Source organism: Candidatus Eremiobacteraceae bacterium (genome assembly GCA_036511855.1).
In the GTDB taxonomy this organism is placed as follows: Bacteria; Vulcanimicrobiota; Vulcanimicrobiia; order Eremiobacterales; family Eremiobacteraceae; genus JABCYQ01.
Map to the genome: position 1 here is coordinate 1 of DATCBN010000094.1, position 23,469 is coordinate 23,469.

Sequence of the window (23,469 nt, forward strand, 5' to 3'; positions counted from 1 at the left end):
GAGGAACAGAGCGCGATTGTCGTTTGTTCCCAAATACGAACCCTTCGGGATCGATGTGCTCGGAACCAGCGGCTCGGGAACGTTCAGACCCCAGTTGAGGTACGTGAGCCCCACTCGCAAGTTGTTGCCTACGTAGTGGTAGAGGCTGCCGTACGTCATGCGGCGGTCGTTGGCTTGCCCCGTGTAGTAGTACGTGTAGAACGGCGTGCCGTTGAGGCCGGTGTTTCCGTTGATCACCGAATTAGCTCCGGTGCCGGCATAACCCAGCTCGCCGTAGGTGTTGCCGTCGGCGGCAGCGCTTTTTCCGAGCAGCCCTTGGACCCAAAGGGCGCGCCGATCCTGCCATGCCGAATTGGTCGTCGGATCGTTGCCGAAGCGCTGCAATCCTTCGATCGCCACCGACGCCGACGGCGAGAACTTGTACGTCGCGGCGATGGAACCCGCGGCAAGCGGCTGGTTGAAGCTGGCAAAGGTTTTCTTCGTGGACGACCACACCTTTTGCGGGAGAGCGGACTGATCGAGAATGTTGGCGCCTAGGCTGAGCTGCGGCGTGGCGGTCCAACCGACGTGCGACATCCACGCGAATTGCGTGAACGGCGTGGCTCCGGCTGACGCTGTGCCCGTCGGCACGTAGGCGAACGGCGAGGTGCTGCCGAGATCGGGGCCGTTTTGTTGACCGAAGCCCACGAAACCGTTCACGCGGCCCGAAGCACCGAGCTGCGCGCCGTTGAAGTAGTCATTCGAAAAGGCAAGACCCAGATCGCCGCTCGCGCCGTACTTGCCGCCTATGACGTAGAGAGGCGAGTTCTTGAAGTTGTACTTCAAGTACGCGTAGTTGATGCGCAACAAGCCTTGATCGTTGTAGGAGTTCGTGGTCGGCGTGACGGTGTCTAAGCCATTGACGTTGGCTTGGCCGTAATAGTTCTTGTTCTCGATACGGATGACGTAGCTCGATTGCTTGTCAAGATTTCCGGTCAGGCTCAACCGGATGACCTGCAGGCCCGTGCCGCGCGAGTTCGTACCTTCATTATATGTGGACACGCCGTCGCTGACCGCGGTGCTTCGCTTGAAGGGCGTGCCGGTCGGGCCGAAGGCGTTGACGGTTTCTGTATACGTGCCCGGCGCGCGGACGTACGCGTAAAGATGGACCTGCGCGCGATCGAGCGTCGCGGCCATGCCGCTGACGGTCTTGTCGAGCGCGGCCTCTTTGGTTTGCAGATCTTTGATGTCCGCGCCGTATGTGTCCAGCAAGATCTTGGCGTCGGCCACCGAGCGCTGCGTGACTTTCATCGCGCCGGCCGGATTGTCCAACTGGAACTCCATCTCGCTGACGACGCGGTCGACGAGTATCGCCATTTCGTAGCGCGTGATGGGCCGGCTGCCGTGGAAGTAGCCGTCGGGATATCCCTGCAGATAGCCCGCGTCGTGGAGTCTGACGATAGCCTGAAATGCCGGATCCGAGGGAGATACGTCGGTGAATGGATTGCTCGCGTCCCCGGCTGCGGCTGCCGGTATGGCGCGGCCGATCGAGATCACGCAAAGCAATATCGCCATCGCGTATCGTATCCAGTGTTTCACGATTGATATCTTCCTTTATTTAACGCAAGTGCGTAGAGCGGTAGGGGCCGGGACGTTTCCTTGCGGTTAACGAGTCCGGTTCCTGTTACGCGGCGCACACCTTAATATGGAGTTAAGCGCCGGATAATGTTGCAGACGTTTTCTTAACCCTGTATCGAAACGGCGAGCGTTCTCTAGTAACTCTACTAACTTCATAGACAATAGCGGAATTCCTGGGGCCGAACAAGCCCAAAAGGTCCCAAAAGCAGGGCTATTCGTCGTCCCGAGATGCTATCGGATTAGAGCCCTGCCGGTTCATATATCATCTTGACAAGCTCACTAAAGTTATCGCCCAGCACGATTTTGCCGAGGATGACCGGCCGCCGTGCACCGGTCGCGCCGGGCGCGTTGCCGGGGCGTCCAAGAACAGTCTCGCGCGCGAGCATCGCAAAGGCCATCGCTTCTTTTGCGTCGGCGGGCATGCCGAATTCATCGGAGAGCGAGACGACCGGCGGCGAGGGAAAACGCTCTGCGAGCGCTGAGCGCAGGTTCGCCATCAGGGCATCGTTGGAAGCGCCCCCGCCGCTCGCGATGACCCTGTCGGTGGACGCAGGCACCGATTTTGCGATCTGCGCTGCAGCACAGGCCGTCAGCGAAGCGATTGTCTGATCGCCGGTCGCGCCGAAGCCGCGCGCCGCATCGAGAATCTTTCTGAAGTACGCTGCGCCGAATGTTTCGCGGCCCGTCGTCTTCGGAGAACTGCGCGCGAAATATGGATGGCTCTGCAGCCAATCGAGCAGAGGCGGCCAGACCGCAGAGCTCGCGGCGATAGCGCCCCGGTCGTCGTAACGTTTGGCGCCGCCCGTGAAATGCGCGACCGCCAGATCGATGAGCACGTTGCCGGGTCCGATATCGAACGCGCGAATCCCATCCAGGCCGGCGCCCGCCGGCAGCACCGTGAGATTTGCGATGCCGCCGACGTTCAGCGCGACGCGATCTTCCGTCGCATCGCGCAACAGAAGAAAATCCGCATACGAAACCAGCGGCGCGCCCTGTCCCCCCGCGGCGATGTCGGCGACGCGGAAGTCGGCGACGCACGTGATGCCGGTCCGGGCGGCGATGACTGCCGGCTCTCCGACTTGAAGCGTCGAACGGACAAAGCCGGACACACCATCGTCGTCGGGAAGGTGATAAACGGTCTGACCGTGCGACCCGATGAGATCGACCGAACCGAGCTTGTCGCCCGCAATGCTGAGTGCGGCTGCCGCGAACGCTTCGCCGATCGCGAAGTTCAACGCGCACAAGTCGCGCACGACGAGATGCGGCGCCTTCGCGGAACTATCGCTCGCGATCAGTGCCTCAAGCGACGATCGCATATCGCGCGGATATGGCGTGGTCGCAAATGCCTCGAGATCGACCGCGACACTGCCGGCGTGCTTGCCCGCGCCGATCTTCACGATCGCGGCGTCGATGCCGTCCATCGACGTGCCGGACATCAAACCCAAGACGCGCATGTGTGGCCTCTACCGGGAGATGCGGTCGACGCTGTCCGCGATCGCGTCGTGAAGCCGGCCGCGCGCGCGCAGTATCGAGGCGCCGTCGCGCGTCAAGTGAACGCGATTCGTCAAGAAAGCGACGGTGAGCTCGCGATCCGGATCGACCCAAAGCGACGTGCCGGTGTAACCGGTATGGCCGAACGATGACGCCGAGAATCGCTGGCCGCACGAGTGGGCGTCGTCCGCCTTCAGAGCCCAGCCGAGTCCGCGCCGTTCGTGGTCGCCGGCGGCGTGTTCGCGCACGGCGAGCATCGCGATCGCGCGCGAGATCACGCGGCCGGCCGCAGATTCGCCATGCGTGCGATACACTTCGCCAAGCGCCGCGACGTCTGCCGCCGGCCCGAACAGCCCGGCATGACCGGCGACGCCGCCCATCGCCCAGCAGTTCTCATCGTGGACTTCGCCGCGCAATAGGCGGCCGCGCCAAAGATCGTCCTCTGTGCAGACGATTCGTGCGCTCGCATCCGCATCGGGAAGATAACGCGTTTCGCGCGCGCCCAGCGGTCCGGTGACCAGTGTCGAGATCGCGGCGTGCAGTGGCAGGCCGCTCACACGGGCCACGATGTCTCCTGCCAGCATGAATCCGAGATCGCTGTACAAGACGGCATCGCCCGGCGCTGCGATCAGCGGCGTCGCGCAGACGCGGGCGATCACGGCCGCAGCGCCGACCTCGTCACGAAAATTGACGTGCGCCGGCAAGCCGGATGCGTGCGTGAGCAAATGACGAATCGTCATTTTCCGCCGCCTGACGTCGGGCCCGTCGAGATCCGGACAGATCGAAACGACCGGGTCGTCGAGGGCAAGCGCGCGGCGATCGTTGAGCACGAGCAACGCCGTGCCGGTGTAGAGTTTCGTCAGCGATGCGAGATCGAAAATGGCCCCCGCGTCGATGACCGGTTCGCCCGGCGCGAACAAACCGATCGACGCCTCGACGACGACCTGGCCTCCGAGCCGCACGTGGAGCACCGCAGCGCTGTACGTCTCACCGAGACCCTCCCTCAGGATGTCGAGGGCGCGCGAAAAACGCGCGTCTTCGGACTTGATCTCGGGCACGGGCTTCACGAGCGCGCATCCGCAAATGTCGCAGGCTGTTGGCCGCCCGGCTGCGCGCGGCCGAGCAGCACATCTCCGACGGCAGACATCGTCGATTCGTCGTCGCCGAACGCAGCGATGACCGATGCCTCGGCGGGGAGCACATCGATATCGTACGGCTCGCGCGCCATGACGACGATCACCGGCTTCCCGAACAGGACGAGATCGGCGACGGCGCGCGCCTGCAGCGGGTGCATCGCTGCACGATACGTCACGCACACGATCTCGGTCGCCGTTCCGGCCGCCATCAGCAACTGCTTGTATTCATGGCCTGCGGGATCGACGCCGCGGACTTGCTCGTGGATGCGCGCCGGCCCGGCCGAGAGCGCCGCACCAAGCGTGCTCGTGCTCTGCGGCGTATGCTCCGCCTGCGTCGCCGCGCCGCCGGAAAAGTGTACGAGCATGATCCGCTGGCCCGCGGCGGCTCGCAGCGGCACAAGCTGTTGCGGATCGCGAACGATTGTGATCCCACGCAGCGAAGCCTCACGCGCTGCCGCGCGGTGCGCAGATGAGCCGATCCGTTCAAGTGCGGCCGGATCGGCGGCGCGGACATGGACGGCGCGTCGAGCGGCATCGATGCGCCCAAGGCTTCGTTCGATCTGCTTCTCATCGAGCGTGCCGTCGAGCACCGCGCCACGTAGCGCTGCGTGCGCGGCCTTCGCTTCTTCGAGCGAACTCGAAAACACGACCAGGTCGGCGCCCGCGGCGACTGCTCGAACGGCGGCCATGCCAGGCGGCCCGTCCGTTGGAACCGCTTTCATCTGCATGCAGTCCGTGCACACGATGCCATCGTAGCCAAGCTCTTCGCGCAGCAACCCGGTGATGACGACGCGCGAAAACGTGGCCGGCGCGTTCGTTGGATCGAGAGACGGATAGACGGCGTGCGCGATCATCACGGCGTCGACGCCGGCGGCGACGGCTGCGCGAAACGGCGCCAACGCAACCGCCCGCAACGCATCGGCGTCGCGCCCGATGACCGGAAGGTCGAAATGGGAATCGACGGCCGTGTCGCCATGACCTGGAAAATGCTTTACTGCGGACGCCACGTTCGTCCCGTGTAATCCTCGGATCGCCGCCGCGACATGCTGACCGACGAACTCCGGCTGCGCGCCGAACGACCGGATTCCGATCACCGTGTTGCGGCGGTCGCCGATCACATCGGCGACGGGCGCAATATCCAGGTTGATCCCAAGCGTTGCGAGTTCTTCGCCGATAAGGCCATAGATCGATTCGGTGAGGTTTGGATCGCCGCTCGCGCCAAGAGCCATCGCCGACGGCGTCGGCGTTCCGAACGGACGAATTCGCGACACCGATCCGCCTTCTTGGTCGACCGCGACAAGCAATGGCGGCGAACCTGAATGCCGGGCTGCCTGGAGCCCGTCGACGAGCGCCCGCGATTGCACCGCATCGCACAAATTGCGCTGGAAAAGGATGGTGCCGCTAAGGCCCGCAATAAAATCGGTTGGCGCTTCATGTATCGCTGTGCCGTCGAAGCCGATCATGAGCATTCCGCCCACGCGGTCCGCCAGCGACGTGTTCACCACGATGCTGGCCTACAAGAATCGCGCGAAGCGTCCCTTCTCACGAATATCGATGGCGCGCTTGCGCGGTCTCCGAGGAGCATCCATGAACCTTCGTCCTTTGTCGTTCGCTACCGCCTTCGCGGTGATCCTGTCGTGCTTCTTCGCACCAAGCGCCGCATTCGCCGAGACCGGCGTCACGCGAGCGACGTTGGCGAACGGCCTGCGCGTCATCGTCGTGCAGAATTCGCTCGCGCCCGTCGTCACGGTCATGGACAACTATCAGGTCGGCGCCGATGAGACTCCCGCCGGTTTCCCCGGCATGGCGCACGCGCAGGAGCACATGGCCTTCCGCGGATGCGCCGGCATCACGGCCGACCAGACCGCCGCCATCTTCGCACAATTGGGCGGCGACGGCGATGCCGACACGCAGCAGAATGTCACACAGTACTTCGAGACCGTTCCCGCGCAAGATCTCGGCGTCGCGCTCCACGTCGATTCGGCATGTATGCGCGACATCGTCGACGCGCAGGATCAATGGAATGAGGAAAGCGGTCCGATCCAGCAAGAGGTCGCCCAAGATCTCTCAAACCCGATCTACAAGTTTCTCACGCGGCTCAACGCGGATATGTTCGCGGGCACGCCGTACGCGCACGACGCGCTCGGCACGCGGCCGTCGTTCAACGCGACCACCGGCACGCTGCTCAAAAAGTTTTTCCGTCAATGGTACGGACCCAACAATGCCATACTCGTCATCGCAGGCGACGTCGATCCGCAAAGCACTCTCGCGATGGTTCGTTCGATGTACGGCGACATTCCGCGACGCGCCACGCCGGCGCGGCCCACGGTCACCCTTTCAGCGGTCAAAGCAGACACATTCGACCTGGACAGCGACCTCCCGGTCAAGCTCAGCGTCATCAGTTATCGCTTTCCGGGGACGTCGAGCCGGGATTACGCCGCAGCGCGAATACTTTCCGACGTTCTCGGCAGCCAGCGGGCCGACATCTACGCGCTCGGTCCGAGCGGCAAGGCGCTCAACGCCGGATTTCAGATGTTCGAATCCTATCCGAAGGCTTCGATCGGTGCCGCCGTCGCGGTGCTGGCGCCCGATGCGGATGCGAAGCCCATTGACGACCAGATCAAGTCGATCATCGCGCAATACGTGAAGGGCGGCCTGCCGCCGGAGCTCGTCGACGCCGCTAAGCGAAACGAGATCGCGAGCGCCGAATTCAACCGCACATCCATCGATGGCTTGGCCGGCGCGTGGTCGCAAGCCGTGGCCGCGGAAGGCCGGACGTCGCCCGACGAGGGCGTCGCCGCACTCGCCGCCGTCACATCGGCCGACGTCAACCGCGTTGCGCGCGTCTACCTCAAGGGTGCGGTCGTGGCGGCAAGTTTGAATCCAACACGATCGGGCGCCGCCACCGCACAATCTGGATTTGGCGGCAAGGAGATCACAACGGTCGCGCCGTCCAAACCCGTGGTGTTGCCCGATTGGGCGACGAACGCGCTTTCGTCACTTTCGGTCCCGCCGTCAACCTTGCATCCGTACGATACCACGTTGCCTAACGGCATTCGTCTCATCGTGCAGCAAGAAACCGTCAGCTCCACCGTGAGCATCGTCGGCGAGGTCCGTCAAGAGCCCGCGCTCCAAGTGCCGGCTGCTAAAGAAGGCGTGGATCAAGTGCTTGAAGGGTTGTTCCAATACGGCACCACCACGCTCGATCGCCTCGCGTACCAAAAGGCGCTGGATGACATCGCCGCTCAGGAGTCCGCGGGCGCATCGTTCAGTTTGGACGTGCTTACGGAGCATTTCGATCGCGGCGTGCAACTGCTCGCCGACAACGAAGTGAACCCCGCGCTGCCGGCGGCGGCGTTCCCAATCGCGCGCGATCAGGCGGCACAGGCCATCAAAGGTCAGCTCGACAGTCCGGGCTACAAACAATCGCGTGCCATCGACACGGCGCTGCTGCCGCCCGGCGACCCAGCGTTGCGAGAATCGACGCCGGCGACCGTCGGCGCGCTCTCGTTGGATGACGTGAAGAGCTACTACGGCGCCGCGTTCCGGCCCGACATGACCACCATCGTGGTCATCGGTGACGTCACCCCGGCGCAAGCCGAGGCGTCGGTCGGCAAGTGGTTCGGAAGTTGGACCGCGCAGGGCCCCAAGCCGGACATCGTATTGCCGGCCGTGCCGCTTAACGCTTCGTCTTCCTCCGTCGTGCCCGATGCGAGCCGCGTCCAAGACGCCGCCACGCTCGTCGAGAATATCGCCGTGACGCGGTCGAATCCCGACTACTACGCTTTGCAAGTGGGCAACAACGTTCTCGGCGGCGGCTTCTACGCCACGCGGCTCTATCACGATCTGCGCGAAAAGGCCGGGCTCGTCTACAACGTCGACAATTCGTTCGCGGTCGGCAAGACGCGCTCGACGTTCAGCATCACGTTCGCCTGCGACCCGCCGAAGGTCTCGCAAGCTCGTGCGATGATCGTTCGCGACGTGACCGCGATGCAGACCGCGCCGGTCACCGACGCGGAACTGCAGCAAGCCAAAGCGTTGCTGTTGCGCAAGCTGCCTCTCGCGGAAGCCAGTGAAGACGCCGTGGCAAACGGTCTGATCGCTCGCGTCGGCGCCGGCCTTCCGCTTGACGAGCCCACGCGTGCCGCCAACCTTTATCTTGCGATGACGGCGGCCCAGGTGCAAGCCGCATTTGTCAAATGGGTCCGGCTCGACGGCTTCGTCCAAGTGGTGCTCGGGCCGCAGCCCGACTAGTTCGCTAAAAGCTCCGCACGCACAGAGGAAGTCATGCTTCGTCGCCTAGTCGCTGTCGTCAGCGTCGCCGTCATTTTCGTCGCTGTGGCGCAGACCGCGGCGCGGGCCGGGTCCGCGATGCTCGCGCGAGCGACCTTGCCGAACGGTCTCCGCATCATCGCCGTGCGTGACTCGCTCGCTCCGGTCGTCGCCGTCGAGATGAACTATCTCGTCGGATCGCAGGACGATCCACCGGACGTGCCCGGAATGGCGCACGCGCAAGAACACATGATGTTCCGGGGCAGCACCGGCGTTTCGGGAGCGCAACTTGCGAGCATCGCCGCGGCGATGGGCGGCGATCTCAATGGCATGACCCAGGCCACTGCGACCCAATACATATTCACGGTTCCCGCAAACGCCCTCGACATCGTCTTGCACGTCGAAGCGGACCGGATGCGCGGCGTCATCGATTCGCAATCCGACTGGGTCAAGGAGCGCGGCGCGATCGAACAAGAAGTTTCGTCAGACGTCTCCAACCCGATCTACCGCGCTCGCCAAGCACTGCTCGGCAACATGTTCGCCGGTACGCCGTACGCGCAACCCGGTGTGGGAACGCGCAAAGCCTTTGATGCGCTCACGAGTGCCGGCCTGAAGAGTTACTACGACACATGGTATCGCCCGAACAATGCGGTGCTCGTCGTCGTCGGCGACGTCGACCCGGACTCGGTCGTGGCGGACGCGACCACGCTGTTCGCGGGCATCCGGCCGGCCCCGGTTCCGCCCCATCCATCGTTTGCTCTGCCCGCTCCCAAGCTCGCAGACGTCGCCTTCGACACCGATCTGCCATACGGCATCGCGCTCGTCGCCTATCGTTTCCCGGGCAGCGACAGTCCGGACTTTGCCGCCGCTCGCGTGCTCGCCGACGTCATCTCCGACGAACGCTCGCCGTTCTTCTCCGGCCTGCCGTTCGACAAAGTGTACAACGCATCGTTTCTGATCGACGACATGCCAAAGGCCAGCTTGGGCATCGCTGAAGGGCTCGCGCTGCAGCCGAAGGATGTGCCGGACGTCGAACGCGCCGTGGTCACCAATCTCGGCGCCGCGACGCGCGCCGGCTTCAACGCGGAATTGGTCGACGATGCGAAGCTCAAAGAGATATCGCACGATCTTTTCCGGCGCTCGTCGATTCAAGGTTTGGCCGAAGTTTGGAGTGAGGCGGTCGCCATCGAAGGGCGCAATTCTCCCGACGAGGACATAGCGGCGATCAAAGCGGTGAACGCGGACGACGTGAACCGCGTGGCCGCGAAGTACTTGAACGCGAGCACGGAAATATCGGCGGACCTCACGCCGAAGCAATCCGGCGCACCGGTACCGGCAGACGCATTCGGCGCCAACGAATCGTTCGCGCCCAAAGCGGCCAAGCCGCTCCCACCGCCGCCCTGGGCTGCCGCTGTCGTGAACTCCACCGACGTGCCGCCTTCAACGCTTAGTCCGGTCGACTCCACGTTGGACAACGGCATGCGCGTGATCGTGCAGGCGGTACCGGGCAGCGGCTCGGTGATCGTCCGCGGTGAAGTGCAAAACGATCCCGACATAGAGGCGCCGCTCGGCAAAGAAGGCGTCTCGCTGATGCTCGATCAGCTCTTCACAGCCGGACCATCGAACGAATCCACGTATAATTTCTTCACGGATATCGGGCAGATCGGCGCCGACGAACATGCGGGCTCGTCGTTCTCACTCCAAGTGCCCGCCGTCAGCTTCGATCGGGGCATGGCGCTTCTCGCGAGCAACGAGCTGCAGCCGTCGCTGCCTTCAGCGCGCTTCGCGCTCGTGCGCACTGCGGTCGCCGATCGCGTCCTGGGCCTGAGCCAGACGCCCGAGTTCCTTGCCGAACAATCTCTGTACTCCGCGCTCTATCCCAAAGACGATGTCGTGCAGCGCACCGCCTCGCCGGCGAGCGTCCAAGATCTTTCGCTCAGCGACGTCCGCGCCTACTTCAACGCCACGATCCGACCCGATCTCACCACGATCGTCGTCGTCGGCGACGTCGATCCCGGGCACGCGCTCGACTTTATCAAGCAGCATTTCAGCAAATGGAAGGCGAGCGGTCCGGTGCCGGCCACCACACTGCCGCCCGTGCCGCCCAATAAGCCGTCGGCGATGTCGGTGCCGGCATTGGGAAGCGTTCAGGACAGCGTCACGTTCGCGGAAACCTTAGCCGTGGTGAACGGCACGCCCGATTACGATGCGCTAACGCTCGGCGACCAGATGCTTGCGTCGGAATTCTACGCTAGCCGTCTGTATCGCGATCTGCGCGAGCAATCGGGACTCGTCTACTACGTCTCGACGGCATTCGAACAGGATGGCGGGCGTTATACGTACCGCGTGCGCTGGGGTTGCGATCCGCAGAACGTGTCGAAGGTCGCCGGAATCGTGCAGCGCGACTTGCAGGCCATGCAGTCGGCGCCGCCGACCGCCGACGAACTGCTGCGCGCCAAGGCTTTAGCCATACGCGAACTGCCGCTGCGTGAAGCCAGCCAGGCGGGGATCGCAGCGATTCTATTGGAGCGCGCCGGTTACGGTTTGCCGCTCGACGATGCGGCGGCGGAAAAACGGTACCTGCTCGTGACCGCGCCGCAGATCGCTGCCGCGTTCGGCAAGTGGATCCGGCCCGGCGGATTCGTGCAAGTCGTTCAGGGGCCGCCTCCCCTCTAGAGACGCGGCCGGTTAGTGGCTTTTACGCTTTGCCGCGCCGTGGATCGCGATAGTCTGCGCGATGTAGATGCCTTTGCGGATGACGCCCTCTGCATGGATTTCGACGCCGGGCCGGATGTCGCTGACGCTGCCCGGTTCGCCTGCGACGTCGATCGCCGTCGTGGGTTCCAAGGCTATGGAGACGCGACGGCCGTTTGCGTTCATCTCAACGACGTTCGCCGCGTAGTTCACTTTTGAGACGGTGCCATTGAACGAAAAGGATTCTTTTTCCGCAGACGCCGCAGGTTTTGGACTAGGCGACGCCATCGCCGGCGGCGCGCTTGCCAGCACCGAGCCTGCGAAGCAGAGAATTATGGTTGCGGCGATTCTCAGGTGAAACATCATAGATATAACGAGGGCGCCGGCGCGCAAGTTTCGGTTTGCCCTTGCGCCAAGTCGGATTGTGATTCAGTCAAGCCCGATGTCCCACATGGCTTGCACGTCCTTGCGCGAATACGCCCGGAATGCAACAAGTGTTCGAGTGGCATCGATTTGTAGAATCGCCGCAAGCCGGCCTGTGACCAGCCCGTCTAGATCTTCGTGACGCTTCACGCGCGCGATCGCGACGAGGTCCCATTCCCCCGCAACGCTATATACCTCGCCGATTCCGTCGATTTCTAAGAGCGCCTCGGCCGTCGCCGCCACGCCGCCGCGCAAAACCCGAACGAGTATGATCGCGGTTACCATATGAACGTCCTCTTGCTTGTTCACACGTATCTATAGTGCTCCGCCGCTGTTCAAAAGGTACGCACGGAAAAATTCGATAGCATTTTCTTGTGGACCGAAGAGTATCCAGTCGGCGTGTCGAATTGTGAAGTGTGATGGCGGTCACTAGACACTTACTTCGAGGCCTCTCAATCACGCTCATCGCGGCGGTATTGGCTTCGCCATGTCTAGCCGCGCCCACGGTCATCGCCGAGCTCGGCTCGTATCCGCTGCTCGGTTCAAACAAGACGTTGACCGATCTGCAGATCAGCATCGCTCATAATGAAGACCGCTTAGCGACGGCCGCAAAACTCGTCGGCATGAGCCCGGCCGAGTATCGGGCGTTTCGCATCGCAACGCAGACGCAAAGACCGGAATGGGGACGAGTGCCTCTGCGGCTGGACGCGATGGCGTGGTATTCCTTCGGTCAAGTCCGAGTGATCCATAACGTCGAGATCCCGCGCGCGACGTACGGCTTCGAGTATGACGAAGCGGGTCCGACCGAGCGGCTTCGCATTTTCTTGCCGGTGGCCTGCGGCAACTTGTCGATTTTGCGCGAACGCATCATGCGGGCGGCGGCCGTCAAACCGCCGGCCGCGGTTTCTGCGATTCCGCAGTATGTCGCAGCTCCGTTGGCGATCGCGAAAGCTGCACCCGCTTCGTCGACAGAAGCGCCACCCCCGCCGATGCCCGCGGCCGCGCCCACACCGCTGCCCACGATCAACTTAGGCTCGCGGTCTTCCAGGGGTTTCTTTCCGTTCATCGGCATGTTGTTGGGCTTCTTGACCGTGGGCGGCGGCAGTGGCGGCCATAATGGCGGCGGCATCGGCGGCGGCGGCGGCGGCGGATGCGGCTGCACGATAAACCACTAAAGCCGTACTACGGCAATCCGTACTAGGGCAAGCATCGCTTGCCCCGTTTTTTTAGGGCAAGCGTTGCTTGCCCTAATACTTATCTGAGGTGATCAGTCGACGAAGTCGATAACGCCGACCGGCGGTATAATGCCGGCGGCCGCGCCGCGTTCCAAGAACAACCGGATGCTGCGCCGACCTTCTTCTCCCATGTCGACGGTGCGCCTATTCACGTACATGCCGACGAACGTGTCGGCTGTTTTTTGCTCGAGGCCGCGCGCGTACTGCATGGCCCACGCGAGCGCGTCACTGCGGTGCGCAAGTCCGAATTCGATGCTCGCGCGAAGTTGGCGCGATGCCATCGCCTTCACTTCGTCCGGCAGATCCCGCCGGATGGTGTTGACGCCGAGCGGCAGCGGCAGACCGGTTTCTTCATGCCACCATGCACCGAGATTGACGACCGTGTGCAAGCCGAGCGCCGCGTGCGTGAGTTGACCTTCGTGGATGAGCAATCCGTACTCGGCTTCACCGCCGGCGACCGCCTCCATGATCGTGTCAAAGGGCATCACGATGGGCGTGAAATCGCCGACCCGCAAGCGGAGCGCGAGGTAGGCGCTTGTCATCAGACCCGGCACGGCGACCGTTGCGCCTTTCAGCGCTTCCCAGCCGGCGGCTTGCCGCGCGACCACGATCGGTCCGTAGTCTTTTTCCCCCATCGACGCGCCGTGCGTGAGGATTGCGTACTTGTCGGCGACGTACGCGTAGGCGTGCACGCTGATGGCGGTGGTGTCGAGTTTGCCCGTCTTTGCCCACTCGTTGAGCGTCTGAATGTCGCGCAAGATGTGATCGTAAGACAGACCGTCGGTGGGAACGCGTCCACTGGCAAGTCCGTAAAACATGAACGCATCGTCGGAGTCGGGTGAGTGGCCGAGCGTCAACGTTCGCATGGCTGTTTCTTTTCGCGCAGGAAGAAGTTTTCTCCGCCCGCAACTATGGTAGTAACCATGGAAATCGAAAACACAGCCGGCGCGAGCACCTCCGTCGAACAAATCTCCGCAGTATCCGAAGACGCGATACGCGAAGAGTTGAAGAACGTCGTCGATCCCGAAATCGGTCTCGATGTCGTCAGCCTCGGCCTGATCTACGATGTCAAGATCGACGGCAGCCACGTCGATGTGGTCATGACGCTCACGTCGCCGGGGTGCCCGGTCGCCGGTCAGTTCATGGCAAGCGTGCAGTCTGCGGTGGCGCAGATACCGGGCGTCACCGATTGTCACGTCGATCTCACGTTCTCGCCGCCGTGGGATCCCCGCACCATGGCAAGCGATGAAGCCAAGATGATGATGGGGTTCTACTATTAGCGAGGCCGTTTCCATACGGCGCCTCACCAAGCGATACGGCTCGATGACTGCGGTCGACGAACTGTCGCTCGATGTGGCACAGGGCGAGTTCTTCGGCTTTCTCGGTCCCAACGGCGCCGGCAAGACCACCACGATCAATGCTATCGTCGGCCTCGCGACGATTCAGGGCGGCACCATCGAGGTCTTCGGACACGATGTGGTGCGCGAGTTCCGCGAAGCGCGCCGCCTCATCGGCCTATCGCCGCAGGAATACAATTTCGACCGCTTCCTCACCATCGAAGAGATCCTCATCTTCCAGGCGGGTTACTACGGCGTGCCCGCTCGCGAAGCCAAAAAGCGCACTGCCGAACTGCTCGATCGATTCGAGCTCACCGACAAGCGCCGCTCCACCCCGCTGCAACTGTCCGGCGGCATGAAGCGCAGACTCACGCTCGCGCGCGCGCTCGTCCATCGCCCTACACTGCTGATACTCGACGAACCAACAGCCGGCATGGACGTGGAGCTGCGGCTTGAGTTGTGGGATTTCTTGCGCTCCATAAATGCCGACGGCATGACCATCCTCATGACGTCGCACTATCTCGAAGAAGTGGAGATGCTCTGCCAACGCGTCGGCATCATCAACGAAGGCCGGCTCGTCGCGCTCGAAGATAAGGTTGCCCTGATGGCGAGCCACGGCTCGGCTTCGCTCCAAGACATCTTCCTCAGCCTTGTCGGGAGGCGCACGCGTGGTTAATACGATCGGTCTCTTCACGCTCGTCCGCCGCGAGTTGAAGCGGACGTTGATGGTGATCAATCAGGTCATTTGGCCGCCCATCATCATGACGCTCTTGTTCCTCTTCATTTTCGGGCTTTCGCTCGGATCGCGCATCAAGTCGCTCGGCGGCGTCTCGTATGTCGAATTCTTGATGCCGGGGCTCGTCATGCTCAACGTGATCTCCTCGAGCTATGACGAAGCATCGTCTTCGATCTTCCAGCATCGCTTCATGAATTCGATACAGGAGCTGCTGATCGCGCCGCTGTCGTACGTCGAGATCCTCGTGGGATTTCTGACCGGCAGCATGTTGCGCGGGGTCGTGATCGGCACGCTCGTCATGCTCATCGGCGCGCTCGTCGTGCACGTCGCACCCACGAATCCGCTCATCTACATCTACTTCATCGTCGTGACGTCGCTTCTGTTCTCAGCGGTGGGCATGATCGGCGGGCTGCTCGCGAAGACGTGGGACAATCTCGCGATCGTCAATACGTTTATCATCACGCCGCTCACGTACGTCGGAGGGGTCTTCACAAGCCTCGCGATGCTGCCGCAGGTCGTGCAGCGCTTCGCGTTGGCGAATCCGATGCAGTACATGGTGGACGGTTTCCGCTTCTCGTACACGGGCGCCGTGGATATCAGCCTCGCGGCGGATGCGCTCGTCGTCGCGGCCTTGGCAGCGATCGCGCTTGCCGTCGCATTCGACTTGACCAGGCGCGGCGTGAATCTCCGGGTGTAGTCAGTCTATGCGCACGGCGTGCGCCGTGAGCGGCCCATGCGCGAGCGTGGCGTACACCGTGCCGCTTGCCAAGCGGATGCACACGGTGACCCGCTCGCTCAAGGACCAGCCGGCCACGATCGTGCGGCCGGGAACGCTGTCGATGCGGTAGGTGTGGCCGTCGTTGAACACTACCTGCGATCCGTCATCGGCGAGTCTTGAGACCAGGCGCACGACGCATAACGTAGGCGCCCGAGCGGCAGCGGCGACCGACTGGCTCCGCGAGGCGTTCACCGTCACACCGCTGCGCGCGACGGTATACGCGGTAGCGCCGCGTTTCGGCGTGGCGCAGACCGACACCGCATCGCCGACCAGCCACGAAGCGGCCGTCACGTGCCCGGCAATATCCACAGCATATGCGTGGCCGTCCGAAAGTCCGACGCCGTATCCATCGTCTGAGACGTCGGTGATGGAGGCATCCGCGCAGGCTTCTCCCGGCGCGGCGCTGGAGAGCGTGGAGACCGTACTCGCGACGATGGCAGCAGACTGTGTGCGAACAGTGTACCCGTTCACGTCGAGAGAAGCCGGCCGCTTTAGCCCGGCCGGCCACGCGCACTTCGCGACCGCGGTGCCGGTCGCCCAACCTTCCGCTTGTGCTCGATCGACCGGATCGGTGAGCTGATAGCGGCTGCCGTCGCTGAGATCGACCGTCGAGCCGTCGCGCGTGACCGTGGCGATCGCGACGGTCTTGCATGCGTACGATGGTCGCGGGATGGCGCTGCGATGCGGCGGCACGCCGGTTTTGGCGACGACCTGTGTTCTTGTCAATGCAGGCGAGCTGACCGGGGGCGAAGATGCCGCACTCGTCGCCTGTCTCTCCGGCGCCGATGTATTGGAGCTCCCGAGGGCGTGCGCGAGCGCCGTGGCGATCAGCCCCGGCAGGGGTGAATTCTTATGCATTGCGCGGCCTGCCGCCGGGAGAGGCGCTGCTGCATTGGTTGCGCCGGCCACCGGTGCGGATGTTCGGTTGCTCGCCGGCGCTGCGTTATACCGTCCGATGAGGCCGCGCGCCAAAACACCCGCCGCGATGAGCACCACTAGGACGGCCGCTACGGCTAGCCACCGCAGTGGCCCCGCCGCAGTATCGCTCGCCGGCGGTGTTTTCGCAGCCGCCGCACGCACCAACGCTTCGCGCGCCAGATCCGCCGCATTCTTGGTCGCAACCGCAGCCGAATAATCTTCCTCGAGCTGTTTGCGCTCGGCTTGCAGTTCGTATGCGGCCTGACGGTCCGATTGGGCCCGTCGCACTTGTTGGTCGAACCACTTGTTGCGCTCTTCTATGTAGGTGGACTGCTGGCTTCGCTTCCATATCTCGCCGTAGGCCGCGGTCCCGCGCAGGCCCTCGTCGTACACATGGCGCTTGTCCTCGTCGCCGAGCGTCTCCCACGCCTCTTTCACGGCCGCGGCGAGTCTGATCGTGCTCGCCGAGTCGTGAGCGACGTTGGGCCGGATGCGGACGATCAACGAGTTGTAGGCAGCGCAGATCTCATCGTGGGAAGCGTCGGGTTTCAGGCCAAGCAGATCGTAGTATGAGAGTTCGGTTCCCGGCATGCGCTAGCTCAGTGTTCGGCTCTTGGATGTGAGCACCGTCAGCGAGCGCCCTTCGTAGGCTTCGATCTGCAGCCGGCGTTGATCGGTCATCGGCACCGATTTGCCGCTCGTGGTGTCGAACATGACCTGCGCCGAATGAACCTCGGCGATCAGCGTGCCGTTCTCCGAATTGCGGATCTCGTGCTCGATGAGGAAGCTGGAGCGGCGCAGCTCCGTGACGCGGCATCCGACGGTGAGCTTGTCGCCGAGGTGCGCGGGCGCGTGATAGCGCGCCGTGAGCTCGGCCAGTACGAAATCGAAATCCTCGACGCGTTTGATGCCGGTCATCACCATCCAATACTCGTTGCGCACCGTCTCGCAGTACGTGAGGTATTGGGCATGGTTGACGTGCCGCATCCCGTCGACATCGCGAAACGCGACGACGATCGGGCGTATGAATTTGAAGCGAGTGTCAGACACGCTTATACGTTGCTCCTCTAGTGTCGGGAAGCGTTCCCGCGTGAATTCGACGCCTTGGCGATTGCATCCGCTGCCGCGAGCGCTCGATCGCGCAAGCGCTCATCTTCGGTGCTACCTGCGAGGTCGCGGATAGGTTTGAGCGCCGCCGGGTCGTCGAGCGACGTCAACGCGCGCAGAATCGTGAAATTGGTGACGAGATCGGGATCGCCGAGCAGGCCGCCGAGAAACGCCGTGACCTGCGGGTCGCCTTTGCCGATACTGCCGAGAGCGAGGATCGCGGCACCGCGCGAGTCGAGCGGTGCCCCATATCGCGCGTAGCTCCGTTCGAGCGGAATCGCCGCGTTGCCCTGAACGATGGCGTATCCGCTCAGCGCCGCCGACGCTATCTCCGCGTTGTTCGATGGCTCGACCAATGCCCGCGCAAGCAATCGTTCGATGCCCGGCGCATGCCAATGGGCGAGCGTTTGCACCGCAGCGGCGATCGCGCGGTACGATTCGTCATGTGCGGCGATGTCCTGCAGCTTCTTTGTCGCCTGTGCGTCGGCCGGAAAATCGGCGAGCGCATCGGCGGCAGCCCGCCGCACGTGCGCGCTGGGATCGCGAAGCGCCGACTGCAGCGCTCTCGCGTATTGCGCCGATCGCGGGCCAGGGCTTAGTTCGCCCGCGACTCGCGCGCGCGCGTCGGCCACCGGCTCGGTGATCACGAATGATGTGAGCGCCGTGGTCACGGCCTGTGACGGAGCGTTGCGATCGGACAAGGCGTCGAACGCGGCTAGCCGGTCGAGGACGCTTGCAGCGTGCTCAAGTTGGTAGATCCATTCCTCGTCGCTTTTCTTGAAGGTCGTCTTCGCCAAGATATTGCGTCCGGGGTCCCACAGCACCATCACCGGCCGCGACTGCACGGTGAAGTGAAACACTTGATGCCGCAGGTCGTTGCGAACTTTGAAGGTCGTGCGAGAGCCATCGGGCGTCGTCACCTGCACGTCGACCGGCATGGTGAAGACCGACGGCGTGTTCCACTTGGTGCTCTGAGTCTGATCGACAGTGAGACGCACATCCTTTGCGGCGGCATCGTAGATGTACGATAGCGAGTATTCGGGAAAGCCCGCCCGGTAGAGCCACTCATCGGCAAAACCGCTTATGTCCACGCCCGTGGATCGCGTGACGGCCTGCACCCACTGCGCCGTGTTCGCGCTGCGTTCGCCGAAGATATTCAAGAACGCAGCCTCGCCGACGCGGTACATCTCGTTGCCGGAGATGGTCCGCAGCATATGCAAGACGCATCCGCCCTTGGAGTACGAGTCGCCGTCGAACATGTCGATCGGCTTCGCGTACGTCTCCGTCACGATGGGGCGTCGATATATCTCGTCCTGGGCGAAGACGTCGTCCATCATGGAAAGCCGGTCCATCGCGAACGCATCTTCGCCATGGGCGTGCTCGTCGTAGAGCGCCGTGTAATACGTGGCGAAGCCCTCGTTCAGCCACGCGTTGCCCCAGTCGGAGAGGGTCTCGTAGTCTCCGAACCATTGATGGGAAAGCTCGTGCGCGATGACTCCCTCGCTCGTCGCGTCGAGTTCGGCGCGCGGATCGTGCAGCGTTCTGCTGGTGATCGTCGTCGCTGAGATGTTCTCCATGCCGCCGTACGTGAAGTCGACGACTGCCGCCAGCGCGTATTTCGGATATGGATACGGCACGGCGTTGAATTTCGAAAAGAAGTCGATCATCTTCGGGGTGGCCCGGAAATCATACGTAGCGGTGCCGGAATACTGAGGCGGCGCCCAATACTGTACGGGCAGTCCGCCGTCGCGCACGGTTTGATCCGCAAACGTACCGGCAACGATCGAGTTCAGATATGTCGAGTGCGGCACGACCATGATCCAATCCCAGGTGGACGTGCGGCGGCCGCGGTCGTGCGTGACCGACTTTAGCGAGCCGTTGCTGAGCACGTGCTGTCCTTCGGGGACGGTCACGATCGTCTCGCTGCTCGCTTTCTCATCCGGGAAGTCGTACGTGGGATACCAAAAGCGCCCATCCTCCATTTCCGATTGCGACCATACTTCCCACGGCCTGGCAGGGTAAGACGCATCCGGGCGCACGAAATACAGACCCTTCGTCGGGTGCGCCGAGAAGCGCGTTTCGACTGCGAACGCTTTGCCCGGCGATGCGGCGGACGGCAAGAATACGCGCAAAGTGTGCCCGAAGGTCCGGTAGCGCAGCGCCGGTCCGCTTGCTAAGCCAACCCAAGTGTAGCGCAGATCCGCGGAATCGAAGTCGAGCCATTGCGTCTGTGGCTGCAGGACGACGACCGAGTTGGTGACGTCGCCGAATTCGTCGCCTTTACGTTCGTCGAACGACAGAACGAGCTTGACGTGCGTCAGCCAATATTCGTGAAAACGCGGGTGGTGCAGATACGCCTTGCCGCCGCCGAACTGCACGCGCGAATCGGTTTCGGCGGCGCGAACGCTTGTTGCTAGTGTGAGCGCGAGAACAGCGAATGCGAGCGCGGTCGCAAGACGGCGTGCGATCAGAACGGATACTCCTTCCAGGGTACGTCGCCTGACGTGTTCGCAACGCGCCGGCGATTCTCATCCGGGGCAGGAGCGGACTACTCTTGAGTGGCTTGCGTCGATCCCCGGTCGAAGAATTCGAAATCGTCGAATTGGTCGAGAAAATGATAGTGGCCGAGCGTATAGGTCAATCCGTGAAATGTCGCCGCGCCCCAACCGAAGAGGCCGCCTCCGTCGCGAACGTCTTCGCTCGTGGTCTCCTCGCGCAGAACCCACTGGCCGTGGAAATTCATGTAGCGGACATCCCACTGCACTTTCGAGGCGGCGCAGCCATTGAAGATGCCGGCGACGGTGAGGCGAGCCGGTTGAAACGTATCCTCATCCACCCACATGGCGCGAACCCGGTACTCGCCGGGATCTTCGACCGGCTCGAGCGCCAAGTGCCAACACGGTCCGGTATCGCACTGCTCTTCACCGACGAGCGTCGCATTGTAGTAGCGCGCTGTGACCGTCACCGTGCCGAGCACGCTCGCATCCGACGTGCTGCCGGGAACCGGATGCGGATGGAAGTCAACGGCCGACTGCGGCACGAAGCCGAATGAGTAATACGGGGAGATCCGGGGGACTCCGAATGGCGTGTTCACGCCGGTGCTCGGATCGATGGTCCACGTGAATATCTGAAACTTGGTGCCGTAGGGATTCGACATTTGATTCGACGAGTAGAGCGGCGCTTGCGTTGTGATGACGAAATCGTCCATCGTACGGACCCACGCCTGGAATCCTTCGGCGTAAAGCCGGCCCTTCACGTGAGCGCGGACGTCGATGAGATATCGCATGTACGGCGGATAGGTCCGGTCGCGCCAGACCTGCAGAGCGCGGTCGAGAATGTCGTTCGCGCTTCGGGTCGTCGTGGTGCTCGGCGCGGACTGGTCGGCCGCCAAAGGCGCGGCCGCCGTTACGGCGAGGATGAGCGCGGCCAAGAACATCGGCATTATCTTATTTTATCGCACGATCAGCATATTTGATTCGCAAAGCATTCGCGCCGCGAAAGCCCCCTCCCGCCGGACCGGCTTTCACGTATTATTCACAGTCCACACGTTTTATACACGTCCAACCTGGGAAAGCGAATAGATGTTGGCGATGAACGGACGCGATACATGATTCGAGGCGCCTTGGCGGCCGTCGTTTGGTCGGCCGCATTTTTATTCAGCGGACTCTGCGCGCGTGCCGACGCGTGCTCGGACACCTGGTTTTACTCCGCGCTGGCCGCGACCGGTGAAAGAGATCTCAGTCAGTATATGGGCGAGGGTGGCACCCAAACGGCGAAATCCGACTTTGACATCGTCGCGCGCAACATGGACCTTGCCGGCCGGACGGTCGATGCGTGCAAACAAGCCGATACGATCGCGAAATTCGCGTTCACCGACGCTGATCGCTGGCAGATCGGCTTCGACCGGGGATGGATTCCTGCGCCGGACGCCGCGCGCCACGTCCACGGCGCGCTCACGCGATTGAAAGCGATACATTTCGATAGCCGCGATCCGAAAGAATACAATAGCGTGCAGATCCACGATAAAGCGCTGTTCAAGGCAGCCGGCCTTGCGTGGGAAGCTGTCCGCTGACACTCCGGCGCTAGCACTCGTTCACGGCGTGAGCCGTTGTGCGCACAGATTGCAAAAGAATAGAGACCGGTCGTCCGGCGGCTGGGTGTGAATGGCCACCCAACCCTGAGTCTTCACCGCATCGCCAATATCTTTGGTCACCCGCGAACACCGGCCGGCCCTGATCTCGTCGACGCTGTGGCTGCCAAACTCGCAGCCGAGGCACGCACACTCGGCGTCAACCGGATTTTCGGATCCCATAAGCCTACCTTTGTCTCGTGCCGTGGGATATGAATGCACTTAGTCGTACCGCTAGGGTATATTCCATCCCGGAGTTCTCCACATTGTCCACATATGGCCTGTTCATAACTCGTATTAGCGAGATACTTCGGGCCAATTGGCGGTCATCCACAGTTTCCACAGGGACGGTGGGTAAAAAGTATTACGTACGAAACCGACCAAGCGTTACTTTCGCCCCAATGGGTTGCGCGTTCATACTCTGAATGCGGACGCTACGTTTCTGGCTGTTGCCCTCAGCTAAAACCGCTCGAAGCGTCGCAAACAGATCACCTCACAAAGGTCAGTAGCGTGAAGTCGAGGAGAAAATCCACATGCGTACATCTTCCACCATCAAAGTTCTGGGCGCTGCAGCGGCGATAGCGTTGCTCGCCGGCTGCTCCAGTAATAGTTCCACGTTGCCCGCCGGCAGGGTCGCGGATCAGTCGCACGCGCGCGCAGAAAACATGCGTGCGCTCACGGGAGTCGCGCCTCAGTTCCTGCAGAGCATCAACTTTGGGCATCCCTACGTGCACATAAATCCGAACACACCTGGACCGAAGGACCTCGCGGTGTCCGACTTTGCGGGCACGGTCGAGATTTTAAACCGCACCTATGCCCCGGAACGAATCGTCACCGACCCCACCGGCTGTCCGGACGGGGACTTCTACGACGTACGGGGCCGCCTGTACGACGCCGACTACTGCGGAGCCGCAGTCACGGAATACACGCCGAACGGCACATTGATGTTCACCTACAGCGCCTCCGGGTTGGGTAATCCCGTCGGCGTCACAACCGATGCGGCCAATAATGTCTATGCCGTCGACTTCGGAGGCGGCAGCCCAAGCATCGTCGTCGAGTTCCCACAGGGGAACACCGCACCGTCGGCGTCATGCGCTACGGGGCTCGCGAACGAAGGCGTTGCAGTCGATTCGACCGGCGCCGTCTTTGTGGACGGCGACGATCCGAATACCGGCTTGGGCGTCATCCTTGAATACCAGAACGGTCTGGCCGGTTGCCCGACTCCGACGCATCTCGGCGTCTCGCTCGGCTTCCCCGGTGGGATGCAGATCGACAATGCCCACAATCTGCTCGTCTGCGACCAGGGCGCCGGCGTCGACATCATCCCGCCGCCGTACAATTCAATCTCGTCGACCATCACGGGCGCTTCAGATACTTTCCACGTCGCCATCAACAGGAAGAACGGAAAGATCTTCATCGCCGATCCCTCTAATGCCGACGTCCTCGTCGACTTGTATCCGAGCGGTACGTCCTTCGCGGTGCTGAACAGCGCCAACGGGCTCTCCGATCCCGCTGGTGTCGCGACAAATCCGTATCCACAGTAAACCCGACTCATCCAGATATGTGGGGGGACGCGTCGCTCGGCGGCGCGTCCCC

20 protein-coding genes are annotated in these 23,469 nt (G+C 62.6%); 8 read left to right on the forward strand and 12 right to left on the reverse strand.

Annotation, left to right across the window (positions count from 1 at the left end; translation table 11 throughout):
* From VII69_12135 to VII69_12150, 4 genes are all read right to left on the reverse strand, one after another.
* Positions 1-1,578: S-layer homology domain-containing protein (locus tag VII69_12135; GenBank protein ID HEY5095855.1), on the reverse strand; the 1,578-nt coding region annotated here is incomplete at its 3' end.
* Positions 1,579-1,856: 278 nt separating this feature from the next.
* Positions 1,857-3,071: an anhydro-N-acetylmuramic acid kinase gene (locus VII69_12140; protein HEY5095856.1), complete on the reverse strand. Its 1,215-nt coding sequence runs from the start codon at positions 3,069-3,071 to the stop codon at positions 1,857-1,859.
* A gap of 9 nt (positions 3,072-3,080) precedes the next feature.
* Positions 3,081-4,175 (reverse strand): serine hydrolase domain-containing protein, encoded by a 1,095-nt coding sequence (locus tag VII69_12145; protein ID HEY5095857.1) that lies wholly within the window; start codon positions 4,173-4,175, stop codon positions 3,081-3,083.
* Positions 4,172-5,749, reverse strand: a complete 1,578-nt coding sequence (locus VII69_12150; GenBank protein HEY5095858.1) for a glycoside hydrolase family 3 N-terminal domain-containing protein — start codon at positions 5,747-5,749, stop codon at positions 4,172-4,174. Before VII69_12150 ends, VII69_12145 begins: the two co-directional genes overlap by 4 nt.
* Positions 5,750-5,831: 82 nt before the next feature.
* Here VII69_12150 and VII69_12155 point away from each other — a divergent pair, with 82 nt between their 5' ends.
* Positions 5,832-8,498, forward strand: a complete 2,667-nt coding sequence (locus VII69_12155) for a pitrilysin family protein (protein HEY5095859.1) — start codon at positions 5,832-5,834, stop codon at positions 8,496-8,498.
* 33 nt (positions 8,499-8,531) lie between these two features.
* Complete coding sequence (locus tag VII69_12160; GenBank protein HEY5095860.1) at positions 8,532-11,192, forward strand: pitrilysin family protein; 2,661 nt, start codon at positions 8,532-8,534, stop codon at positions 11,190-11,192.
* A gap of 12 nt (positions 11,193-11,204) precedes the next feature.
* Here the strand turns inward: VII69_12160 and VII69_12165 are convergent, their stop codons facing one another.
* Both VII69_12165 and VII69_12170 read right to left on the reverse strand, forming a co-directional pair.
* Positions 11,205-11,576, reverse strand: coding sequence for a hypothetical protein (locus tag VII69_12165; GenBank protein HEY5095861.1), 372 nt, complete (start codon positions 11,574-11,576; stop codon positions 11,205-11,207).
* Positions 11,577-11,639: 63 nt separating this feature from the next.
* Positions 11,640-11,918: an Lrp/AsnC ligand binding domain-containing protein gene (locus VII69_12170; protein HEY5095862.1), complete on the reverse strand. Its 279-nt coding sequence runs from the start codon at positions 11,916-11,918 to the stop codon at positions 11,640-11,642.
* A gap of 134 nt (positions 11,919-12,052) precedes the next feature.
* Between VII69_12170 and VII69_12175 the strand changes: the two genes are divergently transcribed.
* Positions 12,053-12,808, forward strand: a complete 756-nt coding sequence (locus VII69_12175) for a hypothetical protein (GenBank protein ID HEY5095863.1) — start codon at positions 12,053-12,055, stop codon at positions 12,806-12,808.
* 92 nt (positions 12,809-12,900) lie between these two features.
* Here the strand turns inward: VII69_12175 and VII69_12180 are convergent, their stop codons facing one another.
* Positions 12,901-13,734, reverse strand: coding sequence for an MqnA/MqnD/SBP family protein (locus VII69_12180; GenBank protein HEY5095864.1), 834 nt, complete (start codon positions 13,732-13,734; stop codon positions 12,901-12,903).
* Between the two features lie 57 nt (positions 13,735-13,791).
* Here VII69_12180 and VII69_12185 point away from each other — a divergent pair, with 57 nt between their 5' ends.
* The 3 genes from VII69_12185 to VII69_12195 are packed head-to-tail and all read left to right on the forward strand — an operon-like array spanning position 13,792 to position 15,638.
* Positions 13,792-14,148: a metal-sulfur cluster assembly factor gene (locus tag VII69_12185; GenBank protein HEY5095865.1), complete on the forward strand. Its 357-nt coding sequence runs from the start codon at positions 13,792-13,794 to the stop codon at positions 14,146-14,148.
* Positions 14,149-14,191: 43 nt separating this feature from the next.
* Complete coding sequence (locus VII69_12190) at positions 14,192-14,881, forward strand: ABC transporter ATP-binding protein (GenBank protein ID HEY5095866.1); 690 nt, start codon at positions 14,192-14,194, stop codon at positions 14,879-14,881.
* Positions 14,874-15,638 carry an ABC transporter permease gene (locus VII69_12195; protein ID HEY5095867.1) on the forward strand — a complete coding sequence of 255 codons (765 nt, stop codon included), beginning with the start codon at positions 14,874-14,876 and terminating at the stop codon, positions 15,636-15,638. The genes VII69_12190 and VII69_12195 overlap by 8 nt, the downstream gene beginning before the upstream one ends.
* Here the strand turns inward: VII69_12195 and VII69_12200 are convergent, their stop codons facing one another.
* The 4 genes from VII69_12200 to VII69_12215 form a co-directional block, all read right to left on the reverse strand.
* Entirely contained in the window at positions 15,639-17,228 is a 1,590-nt protein-coding gene (locus VII69_12200; protein ID HEY5095868.1) for a J domain-containing protein, read from the reverse strand.
* Positions 17,229-17,231: 3 nt separating this feature from the next.
* On the reverse strand, positions 17,232-17,687 hold the full coding sequence (locus tag VII69_12205) for a thioesterase family protein (protein HEY5095869.1): 456 nt from the start codon (positions 17,685-17,687) through the stop codon (positions 17,232-17,234).
* A 17-nt stretch (positions 17,688-17,704) separates the two neighbouring features.
* A complete protein-coding gene (locus VII69_12210; protein HEY5095870.1) occupies positions 17,705-20,122 on the reverse strand; it encodes a M1 family metallopeptidase in 2,418 nt (805 codons plus the stop codon).
* Positions 20,123-20,292: 170 nt separating this feature from the next.
* Positions 20,293-21,186, reverse strand: coding sequence for a hypothetical protein (locus VII69_12215; GenBank protein HEY5095871.1), 894 nt, complete (start codon positions 21,184-21,186; stop codon positions 20,293-20,295).
* Positions 21,187-21,351: 165 nt separating this feature from the next.
* On the opposite strand from VII69_12215, the gene VII69_12220 reads away from it, so the two are divergent.
* Positions 21,352-21,816, forward strand: a complete 465-nt coding sequence (locus tag VII69_12220) for a hypothetical protein (GenBank protein ID HEY5095872.1) — start codon at positions 21,352-21,354, stop codon at positions 21,814-21,816.
* 21 nt (positions 21,817-21,837) lie between these two features.
* Here VII69_12220 and VII69_12225 read toward each other — a convergent pair whose 3' ends face one another.
* Positions 21,838-22,056 carry a hypothetical protein gene (locus tag VII69_12225; GenBank protein HEY5095873.1) on the reverse strand — a complete coding sequence of 73 codons (219 nt, stop codon included), beginning with the start codon at positions 22,054-22,056 and terminating at the stop codon, positions 21,838-21,840.
* A 350-nt stretch (positions 22,057-22,406) separates the two neighbouring features.
* On the opposite strand from VII69_12225, the gene VII69_12230 reads away from it, so the two are divergent.
* The gene (locus VII69_12230) at positions 22,407-23,417 is read left to right on the forward strand and encodes a hypothetical protein (protein ID HEY5095874.1); all 1,011 of its coding nucleotides are present in this window, start codon (positions 22,407-22,409) and stop codon (positions 23,415-23,417) included.
* The last annotated feature ends 52 nt before the right edge of the window (positions 23,418-23,469 follow it).

Coding starts and splice junctions, on each gene's coding strand:
- VII69_12185 (HEY5095865.1), top strand. CDS start 13,792: ATGGAAATCGAAAACACAGCCGGCGCGAGCACCTCCGTCGAACAAATC.
- VII69_12180 (HEY5095864.1), bottom strand. CDS start 13,734: ATGCGAACGTTGACGCTCGGCCACTCACCCGACTCCGACGATGCGTTC.
- VII69_12140 (HEY5095856.1), bottom strand. CDS start 3,071: ATGCGCGTCTTGGGTTTGATGTCCGGCACGTCGATGGACGGCATCGAC.
- VII69_12175 (HEY5095863.1), top strand. CDS start 12,053: ATGGCGGTCACTAGACACTTACTTCGAGGCCTCTCAATCACGCTCATC.
- VII69_12220 (HEY5095872.1), top strand. CDS start 21,352: ATGATTCGAGGCGCCTTGGCGGCCGTCGTTTGGTCGGCCGCATTTTTA.
- VII69_12230 (HEY5095874.1), top strand. CDS start 22,407: ATGCGTACATCTTCCACCATCAAAGTTCTGGGCGCTGCAGCGGCGATA.
- VII69_12160 (HEY5095860.1), top strand. CDS start 8,532: ATGCTTCGTCGCCTAGTCGCTGTCGTCAGCGTCGCCGTCATTTTCGTC.
- VII69_12155 (HEY5095859.1), top strand. CDS start 5,832: ATGAACCTTCGTCCTTTGTCGTTCGCTACCGCCTTCGCGGTGATCCTG.
- VII69_12200 (HEY5095868.1), bottom strand. CDS start 17,228: ATGCCGGGAACCGAACTCTCATACTACGATCTGCTTGGCCTGAAACCC.
- VII69_12190 (HEY5095866.1), top strand. CDS start 14,192: ATGACTGCGGTCGACGAACTGTCGCTCGATGTGGCACAGGGCGAGTTC.
- VII69_12215 (HEY5095871.1), bottom strand. CDS start 21,186: ATGCCGATGTTCTTGGCCGCGCTCATCCTCGCCGTAACGGCGGCCGCG.
- VII69_12165 (HEY5095861.1), bottom strand. CDS start 11,576: ATGATGTTTCACCTGAGAATCGCCGCAACCATAATTCTCTGCTTCGCA.
- VII69_12170 (HEY5095862.1), bottom strand. CDS start 11,918: ATGGTAACCGCGATCATACTCGTTCGGGTTTTGCGCGGCGGCGTGGCG.
- VII69_12225 (HEY5095873.1), bottom strand. CDS start 22,056: ATGGGATCCGAAAATCCGGTTGACGCCGAGTGTGCGTGCCTCGGCTGC.